The organism is Pseudoxanthomonas mexicana (assembly GCF_046736355.1).
In the GTDB taxonomy this organism is placed as follows: domain Bacteria; phylum Pseudomonadota; class Gammaproteobacteria; order Xanthomonadales; family Xanthomonadaceae; genus Pseudoxanthomonas_A; species Pseudoxanthomonas_A mexicana_B.
On sequence record NZ_CP157201.1, the window covers coordinates 3,255,157 to 3,270,082 of the forward strand.

Sequence of the window (14,926 nt, forward strand, 5' to 3'; positions counted from 1 at the left end):
GCGGCCGCCCGTCACTCGTAGCGGATGTCGGCGGCGTAGCTGTCGCCGCCGGCCTGCTTGTCCGCGCCCAGGCTGATCAGGTCGAAGGCCTGGTTCTGGCCCGGCGCGCGGTACTCGATGTCGCTGCCCCAGGGATCCTTCAGCTCGGCCGGCTTGGCGTACGGCCCCAGCCAGCCGGCCACGTTGCCCGGCTGCGTGACCAGGTCGTCCAGCCGCGACGGCAGGGCGCCGGTGTCGAGCTGGTAGTTCTCGATCTTGCCGGCCAGCGTCTGCAGTTGCGACTTGGCCAGGTTGGCTCGGCCGCGATCGGCGCCGCCCAGCACGCGGTTGCCGACCAGGGTCAGCACCAGCCCGATCAGCACCAGCACGATGATGATCTCCAGCAGGCTCATGCCGCGCTGCAGCGCCGGCGACGGGGAGCGGGTCAGCGAACGGGAAAGGCGCATCGGGACGGTCCTGGGTTCGGAAGGCATGCAGTGTGATTCCTCGTCTGTGAACGTTGCTTGCGCCGCGGCCCTCAGCCCAGCGCGTTGGTCAGGTCGTACAGCGGCACCAGCACCGCGACGATCACCAGCCCCACCACCGAGGCCAGCGCGATGGTGATCACCGGCACCAGCGCGGCCAGCAGCCGGTCCATCGCCTGCGCGGTCTCGCGCTCGAAGGTGTCGGCGGTCTTCAGCAGCATCGCATCGAGCGCGCCGGACTCCTCGCCGACCTGGATCATCTGTAGCGCCAGCCGCGGGAAGCGCTTGCCCTTGGCCAGCGAGGCCGACAGGCCGTGGCCGTTCTTGACGTCCTCGGCGGCCTTGCCGACGTCGTCGGACAGCGCGCGGTTGCCCAGCACGTTGCGGGCGATGCCCAGCGCCGGCAGCAGCGGCACGCCGTTGCGCAGCAGCGTGCCCAGCGTGCGCGCCAGCCGCGCGGCCTCCAGCCGGGCCAGCAGCGGCCCGACCAGCCTGCGTTGCAGCAGCCAGTGATCCAGCCGGTCGCGGAAGACGGGGTCGCGGCGCTTGCGGTCCAGCCACCACAGCAGCAGCAGCGGCGCGGCCACCAGCAGCGGCCAGCCCTCGCGCACGCCCAGCCCCAGCCACAGCACGCCCTGGGTGAACCACGGCAGCGCCACGTCCAGGCTCTCGTACATCGTCGCGAACTGCGGGACCACGTAGCCGAGCAGGAACAGCAGCGCCGCCGACACCACCAGCAGCAGGATGATCGGGTAGATCAGCGCGTTGACCACGCGTCCCTTCAGCGCGCGGCTGCGCTCAAGATACTCGCCCAGCCGCTGCAGCGTCTCGTGCAGGCTGCCGCCGGCCTCGCCGGCGCGGACCATGTTGACGTACAGCCGCGAGAACAGCCCGTGCTGGCGCTCCAGCGCCGACGACAGCGGCGCGCCGCCGCGCACCGCATCGCGCACGTCGGCGATGACGTGGCGCGCCTTCTCGTCCTCGGGCAGGTCCAGCAGGATGGTCAGCGCGCGATCCAGCGGCTGGCCGGCGCCGAGCAGGGTGGCCAGCTGCTGGGTGAACTGCACCAGCCGCTCGCCGTCGAACGCCTGCGGCTTGAGCAGGCTGCGCCACGAGCGCCCGCCGCCGGCCTCGCCGGCCAGCTGCGCCTGCACCGGCAGGTGGCCCTGCTCCTGCAGGCGCGCGACCACCTCGGCGTCGCTGGCGGCCTCCATCTGGCCGTCGAGCATCTCGCCGCGCGGGTTGAGCGCCTTGTAGCGGTAGAGCGGCATGATCAGTCGCAGCTCATCCTGCCGGCGGGCATCGCGCGCACGTTGCCGAAGGCGAACTCGCGCACCGGGTAGCGCCACATCTCGAACGAGGAGATGCCCGGGGTCACCGCGCAACTGCTGGCGTACTCGAAGGTGCGGCCGTCGCGCGAGACGTACAGGTCGAACTTGACCGCCACGTCCAGGCTGCCGCTGATGGTCAACATGGTCTGGCCATCGTCCTCGCCGCCGCTGCGCACCGCGCGCAGGCTGCCCTGGCCACCGGAGGCCGGCGCGGACGAGACCACCGCGCCGCCCTCGACCTTCACTTCCAGCTCCAGCGAAGGCTGGCCGCTGCCGATGGCGAAGCCGGCCGGGATCGCCTCGCGCGCCAGCTTCTTCGGCGGTGCCGCGCCCGCGGCAGCGGCGATGCCGGCCAGCAGCAGCGCGGCCCCCAGGGCGAGGCGACGATTCCTTCGCATGTCCGATACGACTCCATTCCGGTCCGGCCGGTGGCAAACCATAAGCGATCCCCCGCTATTCTTCGGTGACGCGCAGCACTTCCTCGATGGTGGTCTGGCCGGCCAGCGCCTTGGCGATGCCGTCCTCGTACATCGTGCGCATGCCCGATTGCCGCGCCAGCTGCTCCAGCTCGCCCATGCCGGCGTGGCGCATCACCGCGCGGCGCAGCTCGTCGTTCATCACCAGGAACTCGATGATGGTGGTGCGGCCCAGGTAGCCGGTCGGCGCGATCGCCGAGGCGCGCGGGCGGTACAGGAAGATCTCGCCCTCGGGCTGGTAGCGGCGCAGGCCGAACTTGTCGATCTCCTCCGGCGAGGCGGGATATCTCTCCGCGTGCGTGGGCTCCAGCCGGCGCACCAGCCGCTGGGCGAGGATGCCGTTGACGGTGGAGGTCAGCAGGTAATCCTCCACGCCCATGTCGAGCAGGCGGGTGATGCCGCCGGCGGCGTTGTTGGTGTGCAGCGTGGACAGCACCAGGTGGCCGGTCAGCGCCGACTGGATGGCGATGCGCGCGGTCTCCAGGTCGCGCATCTCGCCGATCATGATGATGTCCGGATCCTGGCGCACGATGCTGCGCAGCGCGTTGGCGAAGTCCAGCCCGATCTGCGGCTTGGCCTGGATCTGGTTGATGCCCTCGATCTGGTATTCGACCGGATCCTCGACGGTGATGATCTTCACGTCGCTGGTGTTGAGCCGGCTCAGCGCGGTGTACAGCGTGGTGGTCTTGCCCGAGCCGGTCGGGCCGGTCACCAGCAGGATGCCGTGCGGCTGCTCCAGCACGCGCAGGAACTGCGGCAGGAAGGCGTCGGTGAAGCCGAGCCGCTCGAAGTCGAACACGATGGTCTCGCGATCCAGCAGGCGCATCACCACGCTCTCGCCGTGCGCGGTCGGCACCGTGCTCACGCGCAGGTCCAGCTCCTTGCCCTGCACGCGCAGCATGATGCGGCCGTCCTGCGGCAGGCGGCGCTCGGCGATGTTGAGCTTGGCCATGATCTTGACGCGGCTGATCACCGCCGCGGTCAGGTTGGCCGGCGGGCTCTCGCCCTCCTCCAGCACGCCGTCGACCCGGTAGCGCACCTTCAGCCGGTTCTCGAACGGCTCGATGTGGATGTCCGAGGCGCGCAGCTCGACCGCGCGCTGGATCACCAGGTTGACCAGCCGGATCACCGGCGCCTCGGAGGCCAGGTCGCGCAGGTGCTCGACGTCGTCGAGATCGCCGCTGGCCTCGCCGTCGGCGTTCTCGACGATCGCGCCCATCGCGCTGCGACCCTGCCCGTACCAGCGCTCGATCAGGTCGCCGATCTCGGCGCGCGGCGCGACCTTCGCGCGCACCCGCCGGCCGGTGGCCAGCTGCACGGCGTCGATGGCGTAGGCGTCCTGCGGGTCGGCCATCAGCAGATCGACGTGGGCCTCGTCCTCGCCGACCGGGCACAGGTGGAACTGCTTGAGGAAACGGACCGACAACGCCACCGACTCGGGCGGCGCGTCGGGCGCGTCCTTCGCGCTGACCAGCGGCAGGCCCAGCACCTCGGCCACGGTCTCGGCGTGGTCGCGCTCGGACACCAGCCCCAGCCGCGCCAGCAGGGTGAGCAGGCTGCCGCCGGTCTCCTCGTGCAGGCGGCGCGCGCGCGCCAGATCCACGTCCTTGAGCCGGCCCTTGTCGAGCAGGCGCTGGACGATGGCATCGTCGCTCCCTGCGACCGGCGGAAGATCATCCTGCACGACTGCGTTCACGCACACCCTCCTGGCTGACCGCCGAAATGTACCAGTTCGGCGGCGGCCGGGCCGCCGCGGCGGGCGGCCCGTTGCACAGGCTTCAGCCCACCCACACCCGCGCGTTGCGGAACATCCGCAGCCACGGCGAATCCTCCGCCCAGCCGGCCGGCGCCCAGCTCAGGTTGACGGCGCGCGGGGTGCGCTCCGGGTGCGGCATCAGGATGGTGGCGCGGCCGTCGTCGCTGGTCAGGCCGGTGATGCCGTCGGGCGATCCGTTGGGATTGAGCGGATAGGCATCGGCGATGCGGCCGTCGCCGTCGACGTAGCGCAGCGACACCCGCGCGGCGGCCTGGTCGACGGCGTTGTCGAACTCGGCGCGGCCCTCGCCGTGCGCCACCGCCACCGGGATGCGCGAGCCGGCCATGCCGCGGAACAGGATCGAGGGCGACTCGACCACTTCCAGCAGCGCGGTGCGCGCCTCGAACTGCTCGCTGCGGTTGCGCAGGAACTTCGGCCAGTGCCGCGCGCCGGGGACGATGTCGCGCAGCTGGCTCATCATCTGGCAGCCGTTGCACACGCCCAGCGAGAAGGTGTCGGCGCGCGCGAAGAACGCGGCGAACGCCTCGCGCAGCGCGCCGTGCTCGAGGATCGAGGTGGCCCAGCCGCGGCCGGCACCGAGCACGTCGCCGTAGCTGAAGCCGCCGCAGGCGGCCAGGCCGTGGAAGCCGTCCAGCGCGACGCGGCCGGACAGCAGGTCGCTCATGTGCACGTCGAAGGCGTCGAAGCCGGCGCGCGCGAACGCCGCGGCCATCTCGATCTGGCCGTTGACGCCCTGCTCGCGCAGGATCGCCACCTTCGGCCTGGCGCCGGTGGCGACGAACGGCGCGGCGACGTCCTCGGCCGGGTCGAAGGCCAGCTTCGGCTTCAGCCCCGGCGCGGCGAAATCTCGCGCGATCGCGCGCTCCTGGTCGGCGCTGTCGGGATTGTCGCGCAGCTTCTGCATCGCGTGGCTGACTGACCACCAGGCGTCGAACAGCTCGTCCCAGCGCCACTGCGCCAGCGACTGCCCGTCCTGCTGCACGCGCACGGACGGCGATCCGGTCGGGCGCGCGATGCGCTGCGCGCACTCGGTCAGCGCGTGGCGCTCGATCAGATCGGCGAAGGCGGCGCGGTCCTCGTCGGCCACCTGCACCACCGCGCCCAGTTCCTCGGCGAACAGCGTGCGGAACGGATCGTCGCCCCAGCCGTCGAGGGTGATCTCCAGGCCGCGGTGCGAGGCGAACGCCATCTCGCACAGCGCGGCGAACGCGCCGCCGTCGCTGCGGTCGTGGTAGGCCAGCAGCAGGCCGGCCTCGCGCGCGTCCTGGATCAGCCGGAAGAAATCGCGCAGGCGCTGCGGATCGTCCAGATCCGGCACCTCGCCGGCGAACGCCGGCAGCGCATCGCCGCCGTTGGCGTCCGGATGGCACTGCGCCAGCACCGACCCGCCCAGCCGCTTGCGCCCCGCGCCCAGCCCGATCAGCCACAGGTCGCTGGGTTCGTCGGCCAGCAGCGGCGTGAGCTGCGCGCGCGCGTCGGTGACGGGGGCGAAGGCGCTGATGATCAGGGAGACGGGCGACACGCTCTTTTGCGTTTCGCCGGAAATGGGGAATGGGGAATGGGGAATGGGAGAAGCGGATGCATCGGGCGCGGCGGCATGCTTTTCACCATTCCCGATTCCCGATTCCCGATTCCCGGACGCAACCCACTGCGCCTGCATCGACAACGAATCCTTGCCCACCGGAATGCTGACGTCGATGGCCGGGCACAGCTCCATGCCCACCGCCCTGACCGCGTCAAACAGCAGCGCGTCCTCGCCGTCGTGGCCGGCGGCGGCCATCCAGTTGGCCGACAGCTTGATGCGCTCCAGCGACTCGATCGGCGCGGCGCACAGGTTGGTGATCGCCTCGCCCACCGCCATCCGCGCCGAGGCGGCGGCGTCGAGCAGCGCCAGCGGCGTGCGTTCGCCGATCGCCATCGCCTCGCCGACGTAGCCGTCGAAGCCCGACAGCGTGATCGCGCAGTCGGCCACCGGCACCTGCCACGGACCGACCAGCTGGTCGCGCGCGGTCAGGCCGCCGACGCTGCGATCGCCGATGGTGATCAGGAACTGCTTGGACGCCACGGTCGGGTGCGCCAGCACGCGCAGCGCGGCCTCGCGCAGATCGAGCCCGGCGGTCTGCAACGCCGGCCAGCGCAGCGCCGGCGGATGCGCGGTGTCGCGGTGCATCTTCGGGGGCTTGCCGAAGAGCACGTCCATCGGAAGATCGATGGGATGCGGGGAATGGGGAATGGGGAATGGGGAATGGGCAGGAGCCGGCGACGCTGGCGGTTCGCCATTCCCGATTCCCGATTCCCGATTCCCGGCGTCGAAGACGCCATAACCGACGACCAACCGCTCCTCCGCCGTCGCCAGGCCGATCGCCGCGAACGGGCAGCGCTCGCGCGCGCAGATCGCGGCGAATTCGTCCAGTCGCTCCTGCGGCACGCCGAGCACGTAGCGCTCCTGCGATTCGTTGCACCATAGTTCCAGCGGCGACAGCGAGGGATCGTCGCTGGGCACCCTGTCCAGGTCGATGACGCCGCCGACGCCGGAGTCGTGCAGCAGTTCCGGCACCGCGTTGGACAGGCCGCCGGCGCCGACGTCGTGGAACCACAGGATCGGGTTGTCCGCGCCCAGCGCCACGCAACGGTCGATGACCTCCTGGCAGCGGCGCTCCATCTCCGGGTTGTCGCGCTGCACGCTGGCGAAGTCCAGCTCCTCGGCGCTCTCGCCCGAGGCCACCGAGCTGGCCGCGCCTCCCCCCAGGCCGATCAGCATCGCCGGGCCGCCGAGCACGATCACCGCGTCGCCCGGCGACAGCCGCTTCTTCTCGACCTGGATGCGATCGATCGCGCCGAGGCCGCCGGCCAGCATGATCGGCTTGTCGTAGGCGCGGGCCAGGCCCGGTCCTTCGGCCAGCTCGAAGCTGCGGAAATAGCCGAGCAGGTTGGGCCGGCCGAACTCGTTGTTGAACGCGGCGCCGCCGAGCGGGCCGTCGAGCATGATCTCCAGCGCCGGCGCCATGCGCGGGTTCAGCGCGCGCGGCGCCTCCCACGGCTGCGGCAGGGTCGGGATGCGCAGGTGCGAGACCGAGAAGCCGGTCAGGCCGGCCTTGGGCTTGCCACCGCGGCCGGTCGCGCCCTCGTCGCGGATCTCGCCGCCGGCGCCGGTGGACGCTCCGGGGAACGGCGCGATCGCGGTGGGATGGTTGTGCGTCTCGACCTTGATGCAGAACGCCGATTCGACCACCGGCTCGCTGCGGTACTGCCCGTCCGCGCCGGGACGGAAGCGCGCGGCCGGGTAGCCCTCCACCACCGCGGCGTTGTCGCTGTAGGCGCTGAGCGTGTGCTGCGGGGTCTGCGCGTGGGTGTGCTTGATCATCCGGAACAGCGAGCGGTCTTGCTCCTTGCCGTCGATGGTCCAGCTGGCGTTGAAGATCTTGTGCCGGCAGTGCTCGGAATTGGCCTGCGCGAACATCATCAGCTCGACGTCGGACGGGTCCCGGCCCAGCTCGGTGTAGCGCTCGCGCAGGTAGTCGATCTCGTCCTGCGCCAGGGCCAGGCCGAGGCGGCGGTTGGCGCCTTCCAGATCCGCCAGCGCGATGCGCTCCAACTGCCTACGCGCCGGCGCGGTGAACAGGCCGGCGGCCTGCGCGCGCTCGTCCAGCAGCGACTGCGTCATCGGGTCGTGCAGCGCCTTGCGCAGCGCCGGCGCGTCCTGCCAGCCGGTCAGGTCAATGCGCATGCCGCGCTCGACGCGCCGGACCGGCAGGCCGGCGCCGCGCAGCAGTTCGGTCGCCTTGCTCGCCCACGGCGACAGCGTGCCCAGCCGCGGCACGACGAAGCGCGAGACCGCGCCGTCGGCCGCGGTTTCCGGCTGCGCCTGCGCTTGCAGGATGCGCCTCAGCGCCTCGGGATCCGGCGTGGCGCCGGGTTCGGGCTCGATGAAGTAGACGTGCCAGGCGCCGCTGACGGCGACCGAGGGGACCAGGGACTGCAGCTTGCTTTCCAGCCGCGCGCGGCGGAATTGCGACAAGGCCGGCTGGCCTTCGAGGACGATCATGTCCGGAACCGTGGGTGCGTGCCGTCAGGACGGGCCGCATATTGTACCGGAGGGCATGGCCGGCCATCGCAGGACTCATCCGCCCAGCGGCAGCCGTCACGCTGGCGGTGACGGGTTTCTAGGGGACCCGGATTCTCGTAAGGCCATGCCATGCAATCCCTTCCCCCGCTTGCGGGGGAAGGTGCCGAAGGCGGATGGGGGCAATGGCTCAGATCCTTGTGCTACTAGCTTTCGCGCCGACGGCTGCCCCCTATCCGGCCCAAGGGGCCACCTTCCCCCGCAAGCGGAGGAAGGGATGAGCGGGCCGTTTACAGGGCCCATTCCTCACTGGATCCGGATACCGTCCTGCCGCCACGCCGCCGATGCCCGTGCCTCAGCGCCCGCCCGCGCCTTCGCCTTCCAGCTGATCCAGCGCCTCGCGCAGCGCCTGCGGCGGCAGGTAGCCGCCGAGCTGGCTGCCGTCGGCGGCGTAGATGGCCGGGGTGCCGGACACGCCGATGCGCTGGCCGATGTCGAACTGCATGTTCACCGGGGTCTTGCAGTCGCGCGGCGAAACCGGCTTGCCGCCCTTGGCGTCGGTCAGCGCGCGCCGGCGATCGGAGGCGCACCACACCGAAACCATGTCCTTGTAGTCCTGGCTGCCCAGGCCCATGCGCGGGAAGGCCAGGTACTCGACCGCGATGCCGAGCCGGTTGAGCTCGCCGATCTCGCTGTGCAGCTTGCGGCAGTAGCCGCATTCGATGTCGGTGAAGACGGTGATCGTGTACTTGGCATTGGGCGGCGCGAACACGATGCGGTCGGCGTGCGGCACGGTGGCCAGCAGCTCGCGGCGGTACTTGAGCAGCGCCGGGCTGCCGCGGCTCACGTCCTTCATGTCTTCCAGGTCCAGCACCGTGCCCTGCATCAGGTAGCGGCCGTCGTCGCTGACGTACAGCAGTTGGCCGCCGGCGATGACCTCGCGGAAGCCCGGCATCGGCGCGGCGCCGACGTAGTCGACCTTGACCTGCGCGTCGAGCCTGGCGATGGCCTCCTGCGCGCGCGCGTCGGGCGTGCCGGCCTTGGGCGCGGCCGCCACCGGGGCCGGGGCGGCCGGCGCGGGCTTGTCGCCCGGGGTCGCCGCACCGGGCGCCTGCGGGGCCTGGGCGCAGGCGGAAAGACTCAGTGCGCCCAGCAAGGCGGCCAAAGCGAGACGGGTCATCATCGGTTCCTGTACGGCCGGGGGGGCCGCCTGAAGGGCGCGATTTTCGCACGCCGGCGACGCGGGCGGGCCATCCCGCACCGGCGCGTGTTCAGCCGCGCGGATGGTGGCGGCCGTGCAGGCGCCTGAGGTGCTCCCGCGCGACCAGGGTGTAGATCTGCGTGGTCGACAGCGAGCTGTGGCCCAGCAGCATCTGCAACGCGCGCAGGTCGGCGCCGCGGTTGAGCAGGTGGGTGGCGAAGCTGTGGCGCAGGCCGTGCGGGCTCACCCGCGCCGGGTCGATGCCGGCCGCCGCCGCGTAGCGCTTGACCAGCGACCAGTAGTACTGGCGGCTCAGCGGCTTGCGCGCGGCGTCGATGAACAGCGGCACCTGGCCGTGGCCGTCGGCCGGCACCGTCCTGCCCTGCGCCAGCGCGGGACGGGCCTGGTCCAGGTAGCGCTGCAACCAGTGCTGCGACTCGTCGCCCAGCGGCACCAGCCGGTCCTTGCTGCCCTTGCCGGTGACCCGCAACGCGCCCTGGCGCAGATTGACCGCGCCGGCGGGCAGGCCGACCAGTTCGCTGACGCGCAGGCCGGCGGCGTACATCAGTTCCAGCATCGCGCGGTCGCGCAGGCCCTCGGCGGCATCGACGTCGGGCGCGGCCAGCAGCGCCTCGACCTGGCTCTCGGACAGCGCCTTGGGCAGCAGCCGCGGCAGCGCGGGCGGGTCCAGCAGCGCGGTCGGATCGTCGCCGCGCGCGCCGCTGCGCATGCGGTGGCTGTAGAAGGCGCGCAGCGACGACAGCAGGCGCGCGGTGCTGCGCGGCGAATACCCTTGCTGCGCGCGCCAGCCCAGGTACTCGAACAGCGTCTCGCGCTCCGCGTCGGCCAGGCCGCCCTCGCCACGGTTGCGCCAGCGCGCCAGCCCCTCCAGGTCGCGCCGGTAGCTGTCCTGCGAGGCCTGCGCCAGGCCGTGCTCGGCCCAGATCGCGTCGATGAAGGCGGCGATGGCGGCGGCGTCGGCGGGCGGCACCGGCGGCAGCGCGTGGGTGTTGCGGCGTCGGTCGGCGGGCGTGGCGGCGGGCATGGCGCAGAGCTTAGAGGGTTTCGTTTCGCGCCATGACGTTCTCTCTCAGGGCCTTGAGGGCAAAGGCTAAAGGCGCTGGGTCCCCGCCTGCGCGAGGATGACGGCTCTTCTCACCCTGCGCCCCCGCGCTCGCCGTCCTGGGTTCCCACCTGCGCGAGGATGACGGGATTGAACACCCGGGAGGCGTTGGAGGAATCCAGGTGGGGAAGAAGCCCGCCGCCAGCCGCTATCCTTTCGCGATGGACGACACCTCTCCCGCCGCCCCGGCGCCGCCTTCCGCCCTGATCGGCTGGCGCCTGCTGGCGCTGTTCTACGACCTCTGGCCGGCGCTGGCGCTGTGGATGCTGCTGTCGGCGCTGTTCACCCTCGGCTACACCTTCCTCGGCCATCACGATCCGCACGAGAACATCCGCCCGTTCTCGCTGCTGGCCTGGCTGCTGTGGCTGGGCTGCTGGGTCGTCACCGGTTTGTACGCGACGCTGAGCTGGCGGCGCGGCGGGCAGACCCTGGGCATGCGGCCGTGGCGCCTGCAGGTGGTCGCGGCGGACGGCGCGACGCCCTCCTGGCGCGCGCTGTGGCTGCGCTATGCGGCGGGAACGCTGTCGCTGGCGGCGGCGGGACTGGGGTTCTGGTGGGCGTGGCGGGATCGGGAAAAGCTGGCGTGGCACGACCGCCTCAGCGGCACCCGCGCGATCCGGCTGCCGAAGCGGCGCTGACCCCTCAGCTGCTGCGCCGCCTGAACATCCACGCCGACATGCCCAGCAGCAGCAGCGGCGGGATCGCATAGGCGACGCGGAAATCCAGGTGGAACGCGCTGGCCAGCCGGACGAACTGCAATTGCAGCGCCCAGAAGCCGATCGCGAACACGATGCCGATGAACAGCCGCTTGCCCATGCCGCCGCTGCGCAGGCTGCCGAACGCGAACGGGATTGCCGCCAGGCACAGCGCCAGCACGTTGATCGGATAGAACCAGCGGCCCCAGTACAGGTCCTCGTACTCGCGCGCGTCCAGGCCGTTGCGCTGGCGGTAGTCGATGTTCTGCTTGAGCTCGCGGGTGGGCAGGTTGCGCGCGCGGGTCATGCCCGAGGCCAGCACGGCGGTGTCCAGTTCCGATTCCCAGCGATCGCTGGCGACGTGCTGCTGGGTCGCGCTGCGCGCGTGGAAGGTGGTGCGGCGCACGTCCTTGAACAGCCAGTGATCGCCCTGGTGATCGGCGGTGGCGACGTGGGCGATGGACGCCAGCCGGCCGTCCCCGGCCAGTTCGTACAGGCGCACGTCGCGCAGTTGCAGGGTCGGCCGGCCGTCGATCTCGCCCTCCTCGCCGCTCTGCGCGTAGAGGAAGGTGTTGCCCTCGCGCGCCCACAGGCCGGAATAGCGGTCCAGCGCCACGTCGCCGAAGCGCGCGCTGGTCTTGAGCATGTCCGACTGGCGCTGGCCCCACGGGCCGAGCGTCTCGCCGCTGATCATCATCAGGCCGGTCAGCAGCCCCAGCGCCACCGCCACCGAGACGCCGAGACGGCGGCGCGACAGGCCCAGCGCGCGCAGCGCGGTCAGCTCCGAGCTGGCGGCCAGCTGGCCCAGTCCCATCAGCGAGCCGATCACCGCCGCGGTCGGGAACATCACGTAGGCGCGGCGCGGCACCGTGTACAGCACGCCGGCCAGCGCATGGCCGAAGGTGTAGTTGCCGCCCAGCTTGCCGACCTCGCCGGACAGCGCCATCACCACGTCCAGGCCGACCAGCACCGTCCAGGTCAGCAGCACGGTGACCAGCACCACCCGGCCGACGTACAGATCGTGCAGGTTGGGACGCAGCCTCATGCGCCCGCCCCCGCCGCGACAGCGCGCGGCCGCGACAGCGCGCCGTCGCGCCAGTAGAACCACGCCGCGATCGCCAGCAGCGGCAGGCTCAGCCACCACAGGCCCAGCGGCGAAGGCAGCCGCCCTTCGGCCAGCCACTGGGTGCCGTTGAACATCAGGCTGACGCCGAACATGTAGGCCAGGAAGCCCAGCATCACCCGCCCGTAGCGGGTCTGCCGCGGCGCGCTGCGCGACAGCGGCAGGGTCAGCAGCGCGAACGCCAGCGCCAGCAGCGGCGGGGTCAGGCGCGCATGCAGTTGCGCGCGCGCCTGCGGGCGGGCGTCGCCCAGCAGGGTGGTGGTCGGCAGCAGCTGCGGGTCGTCCTTGTCGCGGGTGTCGGCGCGCTCGGGCAGGGCGATCTCGTTGCTGGCGTAGCGCATCAGCCGGTAGTCCAGGCCGCCGTCGACCGGCCCCTCGACCCGGAAGCCCTCGTTCAGCCGCAGGTAGCGCTCGCGCTCGCCCTCGAAGAACATCTCGCCGCTGCGCGCGGTCACCACGTCGAAGCGGCCATCCTTCTGCCGGTGGATGAACACCCGGCTCAGGCCGGTGCCGTCGGTGGAGATGGCGCTGACGTAGATGACCGCGCCGTTGGCCAGCACGGTGAACTTGCCGGCGTCCAGCCCTGAGACGACCAGGCTGCGGTTGGCGTGTTCCAGCATCTGCTCGGCCGTGCGCATCGCCCAGGGGCCCAGCCACAGCGAACAGGCCGCCACCAGCGCCACCACCGGCACCACCAGCAGCAGCAACGGCCGCAGCAGCCGCGCCGGGCCGACCCCGGTACCGGTCAGCACGGCCATCTCCGAGTCGCGGTACAGCCGCGAGAACGACAGCAGCAGGCCCAGCATCAGCGCCAGCGGCACGATGTAGGGCATGTAGCCGAGGAATTGCAGGCCCAGCTGCGACAGCAGCAGCCGCGCCGGCACCTTGCCGTCGGCGACCTCGCCCAGCAGGTCGGCCATCACCCCGCCCACGCTGACCACCAGCAGGATGATCAGCGTCGCCAGGAAGCTCTGGGTGAATTCGCGGAAAAGATAGCGGTCCAGCCTGGGCATCGTGCTTGATTTACAATCCTGGGTTCGTTCGTCGGCGTTGCGCGCCTGCTTCGGCACGGCCCCGGGCGGCGCGGGCCATCGGCCCGCGAGCCGGCGATTGTACGGAACTGGACCTGGAATCTGCTCAATGACCCTGGAATTCACCCTGAACCAAGATGCCCCGGCCGCGGCCGGCTTCGACTGCATCGTGGTAGGCGCCTACGCCGACAAGACCCTCACCCCGGCCGCGCAGGCGATCGACGCGGCCAGCGGCGGCCGGCTGGCGGCGCTGGTCGAGCGCGGCGACGCCAGCGGCAAGACCGGCAAGACCACCCTGCTGCACGACCTGCCCGGCGTGGCCGCCCCGCGGGTGCTGGTGGTCGGCCTGGGCGATGCCGGCAAGTTCGGCGTGCCGCAGTACCTGAAGGCGATCGGCGACGCCACCCGCGCGCTGAAGACCGGCCCGGTGGCGCAGGCGCTGTTCACCCTGGCCGAGGTGGCGGTGAAGGACCGCGACGCCGCCTGGAACCTGCGCCAGGCCGTGATCGCCGCCGATCACGCCAGCTACCGCTACACCGCCACCCTGGGCAAGAAGAAGAACGACGAGCCTGGCCTCAAGCGCGTGCTGGTCACCGGCGGGGACGAGCAGGCGCTGGCGCAGGGCCAGGCCATCGCCGCCGGCGTCCGCTTCGCCCGCGAGCTGGGCAACCTGCCGCCGAACATCTGCAACCCGGCCTACCTGGCCGAGCAGGCGCAGCGGTTCGCCGCCGCGCACGAGGGCGCGCAGGCCGAGATCCTCGACGAGGCGCAGATGGAGGCCCTGGGCATGGGCTCGCTGCTGGCGGTGGCGCGCGGCTCGGCCAACCGCCCGCGCCTGATCGTGCTGAAGTGGAACGGCGCGGCCGACGCCGAGGCCAGGCCCTACGTGCTGGTCGGCAAGGGCATCACCTTCGACACCGGCGGCGTCAACCTGAAGACCCAGGGCGGCATCGAGGAGATGAAGTACGACATGTGCGGCGCGGCCAGCGTGCTCGGCGCCTTCGTCGCCGCGGCGACGATGAAGCTGCCGCTGAACCTGGTGGTGGTGGTGCCGGCGGTCGAGAACGCCATCGACGGCAACGCCTACCGCCCGTCCGACGTCATCACCAGCATGTCCGGCAAGACCATCGAGGTCGGCAACACCGACGCCGAAGGCCGCCTGATCCTGTGCGACGCGCTGACCTACGCCGAGCGCTTCAAGCCCGCCGCGCTGCTGGACGTGGCCACCCTGACCGGCGCCTGCATGGTCGCGCTGGGCCGCTACGCCAGCGGCCTGATGAGCAAGCACGACGACCTGGCGCAGGAACTGTTGGCCGCCGGCGAGCACGTGTTCGACCGCGCCTGGCGCCTGCCGCTGTGGGACGAGTACCAGACCCTGCTCGAATCCAGCTTCGCCGACGTCTACAACATCGGCGGCCGCTGGGCCGGCGCGATCACCGCCGGCTGCTTCCTGGCGCGCTTCGCCGAGGGCCAGCGCTGGGCGCACCTGGACATCGCCGGCGTGGCCAACGACGAGGGCAAGCGCGGCATGGCGACGGGGCGGCCGGTGGGGTTGCTGGCGCAGTGGTTGCTTGACCGCGTTGCCTGAAGGGCCGGGAATGGGGAGTCGGGAATCGGGAATGGTCAGAAACTTGTCCACAGT

At 71.5% G+C, this 14,926-nt stretch carries 11 protein-coding genes; 2 read left to right on the forward strand and 9 right to left on the reverse strand.

The window, feature by feature from the left end; genetic code table 11:
- Nucleotides 1-11 precede the first annotated feature (11 nt).
- The 7 genes from gspG to xerD all read right to left on the reverse strand — a co-directional run bounded on the left by gspG (nucleotide 12) and on the right by xerD (nucleotide 10,357).
- The gene (gene gspG / locus AAG688_RS15075; protein ID WP_411833005.1) at nucleotides 12-446 is read right to left on the reverse strand and encodes a type II secretion system major pseudopilin GspG; all 435 of its coding nucleotides are present in this window, start codon (nucleotides 444-446) and stop codon (nucleotides 12-14) included.
- Between the two features lie 71 nt (nucleotides 447-517).
- Nucleotides 518-1,735 (reverse strand): type II secretion system protein XpsF, encoded by a 1,218-nt coding sequence (gene xpsF, locus AAG688_RS15080; RefSeq protein ID WP_411833006.1) that lies wholly within the window; start codon nucleotides 1,733-1,735, stop codon nucleotides 518-520.
- 2 nt (nucleotides 1,736-1,737) lie between these two features.
- Nucleotides 1,738-2,193 carry a hypothetical protein gene (locus AAG688_RS15085; RefSeq protein ID WP_411833007.1) on the reverse strand — a complete coding sequence of 152 codons (456 nt, stop codon included), beginning with the start codon at nucleotides 2,191-2,193 and terminating at the stop codon, nucleotides 1,738-1,740.
- A 55-nt stretch (nucleotides 2,194-2,248) separates the two neighbouring features.
- Entirely contained in the window at nucleotides 2,249-3,967 is a 1,719-nt protein-coding gene (gspE, locus tag AAG688_RS15090; protein ID WP_411833008.1) for a type II secretion system ATPase GspE, read from the reverse strand.
- An 82-nt stretch (nucleotides 3,968-4,049) separates the two neighbouring features.
- Nucleotides 4,050-8,093 (reverse strand): phosphoribosylformylglycinamidine synthase, encoded by a 4,044-nt coding sequence (gene purL, locus AAG688_RS15095; RefSeq protein ID WP_411833009.1) that lies wholly within the window; start codon nucleotides 8,091-8,093, stop codon nucleotides 4,050-4,052.
- A gap of 373 nt (nucleotides 8,094-8,466) precedes the next feature.
- Entirely contained in the window at nucleotides 8,467-9,291 is an 825-nt protein-coding gene (locus tag AAG688_RS15100) for a thioredoxin fold domain-containing protein (RefSeq protein WP_411833010.1), read from the reverse strand.
- 91 nt (nucleotides 9,292-9,382) lie between these two features.
- Nucleotides 9,383-10,357, reverse strand: coding sequence for a site-specific tyrosine recombinase XerD (gene xerD / locus AAG688_RS15105; RefSeq protein WP_411833011.1), 975 nt, complete (start codon nucleotides 10,355-10,357; stop codon nucleotides 9,383-9,385).
- 239 nt (nucleotides 10,358-10,596) lie between these two features.
- Here xerD and AAG688_RS15110 point away from each other — a divergent pair, with 239 nt between their 5' ends.
- Nucleotides 10,597-11,073, forward strand: coding sequence for an RDD family protein (locus AAG688_RS15110; RefSeq protein WP_411835031.1), 477 nt, complete (start codon nucleotides 10,597-10,599; stop codon nucleotides 11,071-11,073).
- Between the two features lie 4 nt (nucleotides 11,074-11,077).
- Here AAG688_RS15110 and lptG read toward each other — a convergent pair whose 3' ends face one another.
- Together lptG and lptF are read right to left on the reverse strand one after the other, a co-directional pair.
- Complete coding sequence (lptG, locus tag AAG688_RS15115) at nucleotides 11,078-12,175, reverse strand: LPS export ABC transporter permease LptG (protein WP_411833012.1); 1,098 nt, start codon at nucleotides 12,173-12,175, stop codon at nucleotides 11,078-11,080.
- Nucleotides 12,172-13,266, reverse strand: coding sequence for an LPS export ABC transporter permease LptF (gene lptF, locus AAG688_RS15120; RefSeq protein WP_411833013.1), 1,095 nt, complete (start codon nucleotides 13,264-13,266; stop codon nucleotides 12,172-12,174). The genes lptG and lptF overlap by 4 nt, the downstream gene beginning before the upstream one ends.
- Before the next feature lie 127 nt (nucleotides 13,267-13,393).
- On the opposite strand from lptF, the gene AAG688_RS15125 reads away from it, so the two are divergent.
- Complete coding sequence (locus AAG688_RS15125) at nucleotides 13,394-14,872, forward strand: leucyl aminopeptidase (protein ID WP_411833014.1); 1,479 nt, start codon at nucleotides 13,394-13,396, stop codon at nucleotides 14,870-14,872.
- The last annotated feature ends 54 nt before the right edge of the window (nucleotides 14,873-14,926 follow it).